Below are 11,656 nucleotides of genomic sequence, written 5' to 3'. Positions count from 1 at the left end.
CGCTGGGCGTCGGGGCCCTGTCGGCCCCGGCCCGCGCCGCCGACCCCGCCCCCCGCGCAGGCAAGGCGGTCGCCGTCCTCGGCGGCGGCGTCGCGGGCCTGACCGCCGCCCACGAGCTCGCGGAACGCGGCTTCGCCGTGACGGTGTACGAGCGCCGCGCGCTGGGCGGCAAGGCCCGCAGCATGGACGTACCGAACAGCGCGAAGGGCAACCGCAGGCCGCTCCCGGGGGAGCACGGGTTCCGCTTCATCCCGGGCATCTATCACAACCTGCCGGACACCATGCGCCGCATCCCGTTCCCGGGGAACGCGAACGGCGTCTGGGACAACCTGGTCAGCCCGCCGGAGATGAGCTTCGCCCGGGCGGGCGGCCGCGAGGACATCCGGCTGCCGATCCCGCAGCACACGGGCGACCCGGCCCGGCTCACCAAGGACGACATCGCCCGCGCGCTGACCGCCCTGCTCGACACGGCCACCAGCATCCCCGCCCACGAGGTCGCGTACTTCGTGAACCGCGCCCTGGTCTTCCTCACCAGCTGCGACGAGCGCCGCGACGACGACTGGGAGTCGACGCCGTGGTGGAAGTTCGTGCGCGCGGAGCAGATGTCGAAGGACTACCAGCGCATTCTGGCCATCGGCGTGACCCGCAACATCGTGGCGACGAAGGCCGAGGTGGCGAGCACCCGCACGGTCGGCTCGCTGGGCGAGGCGTTCGTGTTCAACGCGCTGGGGCGCGGCGCGGACGGCCCGCCCGACCGCATCCTGAACGCGCCGACCAACGAGGCGTGGATCGACCCGTGGGTGACGCACCTGAAGTCCCTGGGCGTCACCTTCCGCATCGGCTGGACGGTGCGCGAACTGGCCTACGGCGGCGGCCGGATCACCAAGACGGTCGTCGAGAACCCCGACGGCAAGCGCGAGGACGTCGTCGCCGACCACTACGTACAGGCCATGCCGGTGGAACACGCGCGTAAGACGTGGAGCCGTGAACTCAAGGCGGCCGACCCGCAGTTGGCGCGCTGCGACAAGCTCGAGACGGACTGGATGACGGGCATCCAGTTCTACCTCACGGAGCGCCCGGGGACCGTCGAGGGCCACTTCAACTGCATCGACTCGCCCTGGTCGCTCACCGGCATCGCGCAGGCCGCGCACTGGAAGGGCCGCGACTTCCCCGCGGAGTACGGCGACGGCACGGCGGTGGACTGTCTGTCGGTGGACATATCCGAGTGGGACAAGCCGGGGATGCTGTACGGCAAGACCGCCAAGCAGTGCACGCGCGACGAGGTGGCGCGCGAGGTGTGGGCGCAGCTGAAGGCGTCCCTGAACGACACCGGCAAGACGGTCCTGAGCGACGCGAAGCTGCACTCGTGGTTCCTCGACCCGGGCGTCGACGGCATCGGCGGCCCGAACCCGACCAACGAGGACGAACTCCTGATCCACCCGGTGGGCACCCTGCACAACCGCCCGTCGGCCGACACGAAGATCCCCAATCTCTATCTCGCGGGCGACTATGTGTCGGTCGACATCGACCTGGCCACCATGGAGGGCGCGAACGCCGCGGCCCGTCAGGCGGTGAACGCCCTGCTCGACCGGGTCGGCTCGGACCACAAGAGGTGCGAGGTGACACCCATGTACCGGGCCCCGGAGATCGAGGGCCTCCGGCGCCACGACCGCCTCCGGTACCGGCTCGGCCTGCCCAATGTGCTCGATCTGGGCTGAGAGCCTGGTCCGGGCTCAGAAGTCCCCGGTTCGGGGTAGATCCCCGGCATGAGAACGCAAGCACGGGGGCGAGTGCGGGGGCCGGTACGGGTGTGGCGTGCGAAGACGGTGGTGTCGGCGGTGGCGGCGGTCGGTGCCGCCGCCGTCCTCGCGGCGGGCTGCACGCTGGAGACGGGGCGGGACGGCGACGGCAAGCGGTCCGGCTCCGGCGGCCGGGTGCTCGCCGTGAAGATCGACAATGTGGGCCCGGCCCGCCCCCAGACCGGCCTGGACGCGGCGGACGTCGTGTACGTCGAGCAGGTGGAGGCGGGCCTGAGCCGGCTGATGGCGGTGTACGCGACCAAGCCGCCGCCCGTCGTCGGCCCGGTGCGCAGCGCCCGCGAGACGGACCTGGACCTGCTGCGCCAGTTCGACCGCCCGGCGCTCGCGTTCTCCGGCGCGCAGGGCAAGCTCCTTCCGCTGATCGACGCGGCCCCGCTGCGCCCGCTGCCGCCGGGCAAGGCCCCCGACAAGGCGTACTACCGCGACGGCGGCAGGCCCGCCCCGCACAACCTCTACCTGCGGCCCGGGGAGCTCGGCGCCCGGCCGGAGGCGAGCGGCCTGGACAGCACCGGCTTCACCTTCGGCCCGCGCCCGGCCGGCGGCACCCCCGAGACCCGGCGCACGGTGCGCTTCCCGTCGGCGCGCTTCACCTTCACCTGGGTCGAGTACGAGGGCCGCTGGCACATCGCGATGGACGGCACCCCGGCCCGCACCACGGCGGGCAAGGCGCTGAGTGCCGCGACGGTGGTGGTCCAGCGCGTCGACATCCGTGACTCCCGCTTCCACGACCGCTCGGGCAACAGCTCGCCCCTGACGCGCACGGTGGGGTCGGGCACGGCCCGGGTGCTGCGCGACGGCCGCTCCTACGAGGCGCGGTGGGAGCGCGGGTCCGCGCACGACGGGACGGAGTTCAGCACGCCCCAGGGCAAGCCGCTGGACTTCGCGAAGGGCCCGGTGTGGGTGGTGTTCACGAAGGCGTGAGGGTCATACGGCCGTGAAGGTCAGCGCGTGACGGTCTCGGCCAGGGGGTCGCGCAGCCGCTCCGCCGCGTCGGCGACCCGCCGCATCAGGCCGAGGAACACCGCCCGCTCCTCGTCGCCCAGCGGCGCGAGGAAGACCTGGTTCATCCGCGCCGTGCGCGTCGTCAGCCTGCGGTGGACCCGCTTGCCCTCGGCCGTGGGGCGCAGCAGGGCGCGGCGGCCGTCCTGCGGGTCACGGACCTTGTCGAGCAGGCCCCTGCGGGTGAGCCTGCCGATGACGTCGGCGACGGTGGAGCGGTCGAGCAGCACGCGCTCGCCGACGCCGCGCTGGTCGAGGCCCGGCTCGGCGACGAGCGCGTTGAGGACCGCGAACTGCGGTGAGGTGATCTCCTCGGAGACCATCGTGTTCCACAGCAGGTGGTGCGCCTGCTGCAGGCGCCGGGCCAGGTGCCCGGGGTGGGTGCTCAGGTCCACCGCGGCCATGGCTGCTCCTCACATGTGCCGGTACGCAATTCGTTGGTGCACTGAACAATAGCCGGAAGTCGGCTGGTTCAAGGGTGCCTTGACAGCTTCACTCGGTGGTGGCAGCGTGAAACGAGGTCCACATAGGTAGTCAGTGTGCTGATGAATTCCGGCGTGGTGCGCCGGGGTCACGGCGCCTGGCGCGGGAGAGACGAGGCCGGCCCGGATGGACAAGGTGGTCGCGACGGCCGCGGACGCGGTGGCCGACGTACCGGACGGCGCGTCCCTCGCCGTCGGCGGGTTCGGGCTCGGCGGCGTGCCGAACGTACTGATCGGAGCCCTGCACGCCCGTGGTGTCGGGGGCCTGCGTGTCGTCTCCAACAACTGCGGCGCCCTGGACACGGGGCTCGCCGTGCTGCTCGCGGCGGGCCGCATCGCGCGCGTGACGGCTTCGTACTTCGGCGCCAACAAGGAGTTCGCGCGCCAGTACCTCTCCGGTGAGCTGGAGGTCGAGCTGATCCCGCAGGGCACGCTCGCCGAGCGGCTGCGGGCCGGGGGCTCGGGCATCCCCGCCTTCTACACCCCGGCCGGTGTCGGCACGCAGGTGGCGGAGGGCGGCCTTCCGCTGCGGTACGACGGCCGGGGCGGGGTCACGGTGGCGTCGCCGCCCAAGGAGGTCCGGGAGTTCGACGGCGTCCCGCACGTCCTGGAGCACGCCATCCGCACGGACTTCGCGCTGGTGCGGGCGGCACGCGGCGACCGGCACGGGAACCTGGTGTTCGCCCGGTCGAGCCGGAACTTCAACCCCCTTGCCGCGATGGCCGGGAGGGTGACGCTCGCGGAGGTGGAGGAGCTGGTGGAGCCCGGCGCGATCGACCCGGACGCGGTGCATCTGCCGGGTGTCTTCGTGCGGCGCGTGGTGGCGCTGAGCCCGGCTCAGGCGGCGGACAAGCGCGTCGAGAAGCGGACGGTGAGCGCCTGATGGCCTGGACCCGCGAGCAGATGGCGGCGCGCGTGGCCCGCGAACTGCGCGACGGCCAGTACGTGAACCTCGGCATCGGCCTGCCCACGCTGGTCCCCGATCAGCTGCCGCCGGGCGTCGAGGTGGTCGTCCAGTCCGAGAACGGCGTCCTCGGGGTGGGCCCGTATCCGGCGGCCGACGCCGTGGACCCCGACCTGATCAACGCGAGCAAGGAGACCGTGACCGTCCGGCCCGGCGCCGCGTTCTTCGACTCCGCGCTCTCCTTCGGGATGATCCGCGGCGGCCACATCGACGTGGCCGTGCTCGGCGCCATGCAGGTCTCCGCGCGCGGGGACCTCGCCAACTGGGCGGTGCCGGGCCGGCTCGTGACGGGCATCGGCGGCGCGATGGATCTCGTGCACGGCGCCCGGACGGTCATCGTGACGATGACGCACACCGCCAAGGACGGCTCCCCGAAGCTCGTCGAGGAGTGCGATCTGCCGCTGACCGGCCGGGCCTGTGTGCACCGCGTCATCACGGACCTCGCGGTCCTGGACGTCACCGCCGATGGCCTCGAACTGACCGAGTGCGCGCCGGGTGTGGGCGTCGACGAGGTCGTCGCCAGGACGGCGGCCGAGGTGCGGGTGCGGATTCCGGGGTCGCGCGACGCCCCACGAGTGCCTTCGGTCCCGCATGCCCCGTACGCCTCAGGGAGGAGCACCCGCACATGACCCCCTCGCCCCCGCCCTACCGCAGCCTCAAGCTGCGCGCTCCGCACGGCCCGCTCGTCCGGGTCCGTGACCCCGAGGCCGTGGAGCTGACCGGCCCCGTCTTCGGCGCCACCGACGTCACGGCGCTCGACGGCGATCTGACCCGGCAGCACAGAGGGGATCCGATAGGCGAGCGGATCACGGTCACCGGGCGGGTGACGGACCGTCAAGGGCGTCCCATAAGAGGGCAGTTGGTGGAGCTGTGGCAGGCGAACGCGGCGGGCAGATACGCCCACCGCCGCGACCGGCACCCCGCGCCGCTCGACCCGAACTTCACGGGCTGCGGCCGCTGCCTCACCGACGACGACGGCACGTACACCTTCACCACCATCAGGCCGGGCGCCTACGCCTGGCGCAACCACGACAACGCCTGGCGCCCCGCGCACCTGCATTTCTCCTTCTTCGGCAGGGCGTTCACGCAGCGCCTGGTGACGCAGATGTACTTCCCCGGCGATCCGCTGCTCGCCCTCGACCCGGTGCTGCACTCGGTCACCGACGAGGCGGCGCGGGCCCGGCTCGTGGCCGCGTACGACCATGACCTGTCGGTGCCGGAGTGGTCGCTCGGCTACCGCTGGGACGTCGTCCTGGACGGCCCGTCCGCCACGCTCTTCGAGGAGGGCGGGGCCCGGTGACGACGCCCCACGCTCCCACGCCCTCCCAGACCATCGGCCCCTTCTACGGCCACGCGCTGCCCGCCACGGGCGGCGCCGAGATCGCGCCCTTCGCCCGCCCCGACACGATCACGCTCCACGGATACGTGTACGACGGCGCCGGAGAGCCCGTCCCCGACGCCCTCCTGGAGATCTGGCAGCCCGCGCCGGACGGCTCCCGCACGGGCGCGCCGGGCTCGCTGCGGCGCGACCCCGTGACCGGCCTCGCGGCGGGCCGCGACGGCGTCACGTTCACGGGTTTCGGCCGCGTGCCCACCGACGCCGACGGCCACTGGGCGATCCGCACACTCCCGCCCGGCGGCGTCCCCTACCTGTCGATCGCCCTCTTCGCGCGCGGTCTCCTGGACCACCTGTACACGCGCGCGTACGTACGCGACGCACCCGACGACACCCTGCTCACGGCCCTGGACGCGGGGCGCCGGGCGACGCTCCTCGCCCAGGCGGGGCCGCACCGCGCGTACCGCTTCGACATACGCCTCCAGGGGGAGGGCGAGACGGTGTTCCTGGAGTTTCCGTGAGCGGCGAGACGCACGACGTGGGTCTGCTGGCGCCGGGGCGGGCGGGCTCGGCCGCGGAGCGTGCGACGGGCGACCTGGCGTTTCTCCAGGCCCTGTTGGACGCGGAGGCGGCGCTGACGCGGGCGCAGGCCGCGGTGGGCATGGCACCGGCGTCGGCGGCGGCCGCGGTCACCGTGGCGGCCGCCGACGCCGCCCGCTTCGACGCGCGCGACATCGCGGTACGCGCGCGGGGCGGCGGCAATCCGGTGATCCCGCTGGTGGCGGACCTGACGGCGGCGGTGCCCGAGGAGGCGGCGCTGTACGTCCACCGGGGCGCGACCAGCCAGGACATCCTGGACACGGCGGCGATGCTCGTGGCAGCGCGCACGCTGGACGTGCTCCTGCCGGATCTGGCGCGCGTGGAACGGGAGTTGGCCCGCCTCGCCCGGGCCCACCGGGACACCGTGCTGCCCGGCCGCACGCTGACCCAGCACGCGGCGCCGACGACGTTCGGCCTCAAGGCGGCGGGGTGGCGTTCCCTGGTCCTGGACGCGCGGGACCGGGTCGTGGCGGTGCGAGGGGCCCTGCCGGCGCAATTGGGCGGGGCGGTGGGGACGTTGGCGGTTGCCGAGGCCCTGGGCGGCTCCGGGCCCGGCCTTGTCGCCGCCTACGCGCGGGAGTTGGGGCTCGCCGAGCCCGCACTGCCGTGGCACACGCTGCGTACGCCCGTCGCGGACCTCGCCGCCGCGCTGGCGTTCACCGCCGGGGCGCTCGGCAAGCTCGCCTCCGACGTCCTCACGCTCTCCCGCACGGAGATCGGCGAACTCTCCGAAGGCACCGGGGGCACCTCCTCCGCGATGCCGCACAAGGCCAACCCGGTCCGCGCCACCCTGATCGCCGCGGCGGCCCACCGCGCCCCCGCCCTCGCCGCCACCCTGCTCGCCTCCCTGACCGCGGCCGACGAACGGCCGCCGGGCGCCTGGCACGCCGAATGGGAGCCCCTGCGGGACCTGCTGCGGCTGACCGGGGGCGCGGCGCGGGACGCCGCCGACCTGTGCACGTCCCTCCAGGTCCACCCGGACAGGATGCGCGCCAACTGCGACCTCACCGGCGGCGCGATCGTCTCCGAACGCCTCGTCGTGGAACTGACACCGACGCTGGGCCGGGCACGGGCGACCGCCCTGGTGTCGAAGGCGGCGCGCCGGGCCAGGGAGCAGGGCGTCCCCCTCGCGGCAACCCTGCCCGCGGAGGCGGCCCGGCCGGAACTCACCGACCCCACCCACTGGACGGGCTGCGCAGGCGCCTTGACGGACCGCGCCTTGAGACGAAGCTGAACGAGCCGGGCAAGCCCCATCAAGCCCGTCCGGCGCTTGAGGACGAGGCGCGCAGCGCCGATAGCGGGGTCCAGGGGGCGGCAGCCCCCTGGGTGGCGGCAGCCCCCTGGTTACGGGAAGGGGCGGGACTGGGGAATGGCCCCGCAGGGCGTGAGACGCCGCACATTGTCACCGTCAAGTCACCCCCGTGACACATCCGTAGCCTAAGTTTCCACTTGACCATGGAACTAAGCGCACGGAGGTGAGCACGTGCCCCGACGGGCCGAACAGCGCACCCACCTGTGGGCGCCCACCGCACTGGCCGCCGTACTCCTGGTCGTCCTGCAGTGCTTCGGCCCGGCCCCCACCGCCCACGCGACCGCCCCGACCGGCGAACCGGTCGCCTACACGGCGTGCGGCGCCCCGGGAGGCGCGGAGGCGGCGCCCGAGCACATGCGGGTCAGGGCGCGCCCGCACGCGTGCCCCGTCACCGACGGCCACGTGACCCCGGCCGCCCCCGTGGCCCAGGACGTGCCCGCCTCACCGTGCCACCCCCGCGTCGTCGCGTACGACGAGAGCAGACCCGCGGGCAGCGAACTGCCGCCCCTGCTCCAGGTATTCCGCTGCTGATCGGCGCCCGTCGCCGGCGCACGCGCCCCCAGAGAGCCCGCACCCGCGGCCTCTCCGCGTCGCCGTGCCGACGGACCACGCCGATCCATGTCACACCGAGCACCGACACGCCCCCCGTGGCGCTCAGGAGTCATCCCCCATGCAGCAGCGATTTCTCGACCGTTCCCGTCACCGAGCCCGTTCGGTGCTGAAGCTCTCCGGAGACCGGCGGCACGATCTCACCGCCTCCATAGTGGTCTTCCTCGTCGCACTCCCCCTGTGCGTGGGCGTCGCCGTCGCGTCCGGCGTGCCCGCGGAACTGGGGCTGATCACCGGCATCGTCGGTGGTCTCGTCACCGGGCTGCTGCCCGGCAGCAGTCTCCAGGTCAGCGGCCCGGCGGCCGGTATGACGGTCCTCGTGTACGAGGCCGTGCAGGAGTTCGGGCTCGCGGCGCTCGGTGCGCTGGTGCTTGCCGCGGGCCTGCTCCAGCTCGTCATGGGCGCGCTGCGGCTCGGCCGGTTCTTCCGCGCCATCTCCGTCGCCGTCGTCGAGGGCATGCTCGCCGGGATCGGGCTCGTCCTGATCGCCGGGCAGCTGTACGCGATGGCGGACCGGGAGGCCCCCGCCAGTGGGCTCGCGAAGATCGGGGGCCTGCCGGAGCTGCTTGCTGAAACGTTCGGCTCCGGCCGCGCGCTGACCGCGTTCGCCCTCGGCGCCGGCACCATCGCGGTGCTGCTGCTGTGGCGCAGGATGCCCGGCGTGCTCCGCACGATCCCGGCGCCGCTGGCCGCCGTCGCCCTGGCCACCGGCCTGTCCCTGCTGTTCTCGCTGCCCGTGGCGACGGTCGAGGTGCAGGGCCTGATCGAGGCCGTGCAGCCGCCCGGCTCCGGTGCCTTCGGTGAGCTCGCGACCGTCGGCGCGATCGGCACGGTCCTGGCGTTCGCGCTGATCGCCTCCGCGGAGAGCCTGTTCAGCGCGGCCGCCGTGGACCGCCTGCACGACGGTCCGCGTACGGACTACGACAAGGAGCTGGTGGCGCAGGGCGCGGGCAACACCGTGTGCGGGCTCCTCGGCGCCCTGCCGATGACCGCGGTGATCGTACGCAGTGCGGCCAACGTGCAGGCGGGTGCCCGTACGAAGGCGTCGCGTGTCCTGCACGGCGCCTGGCTGCTGCTGTTCGCGGCCCTGCTGCCCGCCGCGCTCGGTCTCATCCCGGTCGCCGCGCTCGCGGGCGTGCTGGTGCACGCGGGCTGCAAGCTGGTGCCCGTGCGGCAGGTGGCCGGGCTGTGGCGCGAGCACCGGGGCGAGGCGGTCGTGCTCGTGGTGACGGCCGTGGCGATCGTGTCGGTGAGCATGTTCGAAGGTGTGCTCATCGGGCTCGCGCTCGCCGTCGTCAAGACGGCGTGGGAGACCTCGCACGTGCACATCGAGGTCGTCGACAAGGGTGCGGGCCCCATCCGCGCCCATCTGTCGGGCAACGCCACGTTCCTGCGTCTGCCGAAGATCCTCGACGCGCTGGAGGCGCTGCCCCAGGACCGCCCGATCGAAGTCGACCTCTCGGGTCTGCGCCACCTCGACCACGCCTGCCGCACCTCCCTGGAGAACTGGGCGGCGCGGCACAGCGCGGACGGCACGGAGCCGGTGCGGGTGGCGTCGGGGGTGTGACGCCACTGGTGTGACACCGGGGTGTGACACCAGGGGTGTGACACCGAGGGTGCCTGCCCGCGCGGACCCCGCCGGGCAGGCGCCCCAGCCCCCGGGTCAGAAGCCCGCCCTCGGGAGGCACCCCTCCCCGAGGAAGAGGTCAACGTGCCCCGCGCCCCCGGGCGTTCACCGCGCCCCGTACACCGCCTGGGGCGCCTCCGCCCGGGAGAGCAGCTTCAGGGCCGTCTCGCCCGCCTCCGCCGCGCTCCAGCGGGCGCCCTTGTCGGCGGTCGGGCCGGGGCGCCAGCCCTCCATGACGGTGATGCGGCCCGCCTCGGCCTCGAAGACGCGGCCCGTGACCCCGGCGGAGGACTCCGAGCCGAGCCAGACGACCAGCGGGGACACGTTCTCCGGGGCCATCGCGTCGAAACCGCCGTCTTCGGGGGCGGCCATCGTGCCGGCGAACGTCTCCTCGGTCATGCGGGTCCGCGCGGCGGGCGCGATGGCGTTCACGCGCACTCCGTAGGCGGCCAGTTCGGCGGACGCGACCAGCGTCAGGCCGAGGATCCCGGCCTTGGCGGCGCTGTAGTTCGCCTGCCCGACGCTGCCCGACAGGCCCGCTCCGGAGCTGGTGTTGACCACGCACGCGTGCGGCACGCGACCCGCCTTGGACTCGGCACGCCAGTGCGCGGCCGCGTGTTTCAGCGGCAGGAAGTGCCCCTTCAGGTGGACGCGGACGACGGCGTCCCAGGCGTCCTCGTCGAGGTTCACCAGCATCCGGTCGCGCAGGAACCCCGCGTTGTTCACGAGGGTGTCCAGGCGTCCGTACGTCTCCAGGGCCGCCTGTACGAGGGACGCGGCGCCCTCGGACGTGGCGACGTCCCCGCCCTGCGCGACCGCCTCGCCACCCGCCGCGCGGATCTCCTCGACGACCTCCCGCGCGGGGCCACCGGAGGCTCCGGAGCCGTCGGGGCCCACTCCCAGGTCGTTGACGACGACCCGCGCGCCCTCGGCCGCGTAGGCACGCGCGTGCGCGCGCCCGAGGCCCCGGCCCGCGCCCGTGACGATCACAACGCGGCCCGCGCAGATCCCGGGACCGGCGACAGCATTCATGCGGGGACTCCTTTGTGCGGTGGGTGGTTGGCGGGGGCGGTCAGCGGTTCACGGAGGCCGCGTCGAGGAACGCGGGCCGCTCACCGCCGCCGTGCAGATGCAGCGCCGAGCCGCTGACGTACCGCGCGGCGTCGGAGGCGAGGAACACGCAGGCGTCCCCGACGTCGGCCGGTTCGGCGAGGCGGCCCAGCGGGACCGTGCGCCCCACCGCCGCGATGCCGTCCTCGTCGCCGTAGTGGAGATGGGAGCTCTCGGTGCGGGTGAGGCCGAGCACGACGGTGTTCACGCGCACCCGCGGTGCCCATTCGACCGCCATGGTGCGCGCCAGGTTCTCCAGGCCCGCCTTGGCCGCGCCGTAGGCCCCGGAGCCGGGTGAGGGGCGGGTGCCGCTCACGCTGCCGATCATGACGATGACTCCGCCCGCCTCCTGACGGCGCATCACCTCGTAGGCCGCCAGGGAGGTGTAGAGCGGCGCGAGCAGGTTCAGTTGGACGATCTTCGTCTGGCGGGCGGCGGACGTCTCGGCGAGCAGGCCGAACGGCGTGCCGCCCGCGTTGTTCACCAGCACGTCGATCCCGCCGTGATCGGCCGCCACCTCGCCGAAGAACGCGGTGGCCGCCTCGGCGTCGCGCACGTCGAGAGGGCGGAACTCGGCGGCGTGGCCCGGCACTTCGACGGGCGCGTCGGGGGGCCTGCGGGCGCAGACGACCACGCGCGCGCCGGTGGCCAGGAAGCGGCGCGCGATGCCGGCGCCGACGCCGCGTGTACCGCCGGTGACCACGACCATCTGTCCCTTGTCAGTCATGGCTGCTACCTTCCCAAGCAACTAACAAATGTTTGATTGAGGACGCTGGTTGAAAGGTAGCGGATCCGCT

The 11,656-nt window shown here is 73.7% G+C and carries 12 protein-coding genes; 9 read left to right on the top strand and 3 right to left on the bottom strand.

Annotated features, from left to right (window positions below; translation table 11 throughout):
- Nucleotides 1–2: 2 nt before the first annotated feature.
- On the top strand, nt 3–1,718 hold the full coding sequence (locus tag STRAU_RS35725) for a hydroxysqualene dehydroxylase (RefSeq protein ID WP_063890395.1): 1,716 nt from the start codon (nt 3–5) through the stop codon (nt 1,716–1,718).
- A gap of 48 nt (nt 1,719–1,766) precedes the next feature.
- Nucleotides 1,767–2,741, top strand: coding sequence for a DUF3048 domain-containing protein (locus STRAU_RS35720; protein ID WP_052029416.1), 975 nt, complete (start codon nt 1,767–1,769; stop codon nt 2,739–2,741).
- A gap of 20 nt (nt 2,742–2,761) precedes the next feature.
- On the opposite strand, the gene STRAU_RS35715 is transcribed toward STRAU_RS35720, so the two are convergent.
- Nucleotides 2,762–3,223 carry a MarR family winged helix-turn-helix transcriptional regulator gene (locus tag STRAU_RS35715; RefSeq protein ID WP_016645263.1) on the bottom strand — a complete coding sequence of 154 codons (462 nt, stop codon included), beginning with the start codon at nt 3,221–3,223 and terminating at the stop codon, nt 2,762–2,764.
- A 205-nt stretch (nt 3,224–3,428) separates the two neighbouring features.
- Between STRAU_RS35715 and STRAU_RS35710 the strand changes: the two genes are divergently transcribed.
- The 7 genes from STRAU_RS35710 (at nt 3,429) to STRAU_RS35680 (ending at nt 9,689) form a co-directional block, all read left to right on the top strand.
- Nucleotides 3,429–4,184 (top strand): CoA transferase subunit A, encoded by a 756-nt coding sequence (locus STRAU_RS35710; RefSeq protein ID WP_016645262.1) that lies wholly within the window; start codon nt 3,429–3,431, stop codon nt 4,182–4,184.
- Complete coding sequence (locus tag STRAU_RS35705) at nt 4,184–4,894, top strand: CoA transferase subunit B (protein WP_016645261.1); 711 nt, start codon at nt 4,184–4,186, stop codon at nt 4,892–4,894. The genes STRAU_RS35710 and STRAU_RS35705 overlap by 1 nt, the downstream gene beginning before the upstream one ends.
- Nucleotides 4,891–5,565: a protocatechuate 3,4-dioxygenase subunit beta gene (gene pcaH, locus STRAU_RS35700; RefSeq protein WP_016645260.1), complete on the top strand. Its 675-nt coding sequence runs from the start codon at nt 4,891–4,893 to the stop codon at nt 5,563–5,565. The genes STRAU_RS35705 and pcaH overlap by 4 nt, the downstream gene beginning before the upstream one ends.
- Nucleotides 5,562–6,122, top strand: a complete 561-nt coding sequence (gene pcaG, locus STRAU_RS44270; RefSeq protein WP_016645258.1) for a protocatechuate 3,4-dioxygenase subunit alpha — start codon at nt 5,562–5,564, stop codon at nt 6,120–6,122. The genes pcaH and pcaG overlap by 4 nt, the downstream gene beginning before the upstream one ends.
- On the top strand, nt 6,119–7,435 hold the full coding sequence (gene pcaB, locus STRAU_RS35690) for a 3-carboxy-cis,cis-muconate cycloisomerase (RefSeq protein ID WP_016645259.1): 1,317 nt from the start codon (nt 6,119–6,121) through the stop codon (nt 7,433–7,435). Before pcaG ends, pcaB begins: the two co-directional genes overlap by 4 nt.
- Nucleotides 7,436–7,684: 249 nt before the next feature.
- Nucleotides 7,685–8,044 carry a hypothetical protein gene (locus STRAU_RS35685; RefSeq protein WP_016645257.1) on the top strand — a complete coding sequence of 120 codons (360 nt, stop codon included), beginning with the start codon at nt 7,685–7,687 and terminating at the stop codon, nt 8,042–8,044.
- A 139-nt stretch (nt 8,045–8,183) separates the two neighbouring features.
- The gene (locus tag STRAU_RS35680; protein ID WP_016645256.1) at nt 8,184–9,689 is read left to right on the top strand and encodes a SulP family inorganic anion transporter; all 1,506 of its coding nucleotides are present in this window, start codon (nt 8,184–8,186) and stop codon (nt 9,687–9,689) included.
- 165 nt (nt 9,690–9,854) lie between these two features.
- Here the strand turns inward: STRAU_RS35680 and STRAU_RS35675 are convergent, their stop codons facing one another.
- Nucleotides 9,855–10,781 (bottom strand): SDR family oxidoreductase, encoded by a 927-nt coding sequence (locus STRAU_RS35675; RefSeq protein WP_037664093.1) that lies wholly within the window; start codon nt 10,779–10,781, stop codon nt 9,855–9,857.
- A gap of 40 nt (nt 10,782–10,821) precedes the next feature.
- Nucleotides 10,822–11,586, bottom strand: coding sequence for an SDR family oxidoreductase (locus STRAU_RS35670; protein WP_016645254.1), 765 nt, complete (start codon nt 11,584–11,586; stop codon nt 10,822–10,824).
- Nucleotides 11,587–11,656: the final 70 nt, after the last annotated feature.

This window comes from Streptomyces aurantiacus JA 4570 (assembly GCF_000414115.1).
In the GTDB taxonomy this organism is placed as follows: Bacteria; Actinomycetota; Actinomycetes; order Streptomycetales; family Streptomycetaceae; genus Streptomyces; species Streptomyces aurantiacus_A.
The sequence above is the reverse complement of the archived record's forward strand: the minus strand, read 5'-3'. Positions and strand labels throughout refer to the sequence as shown.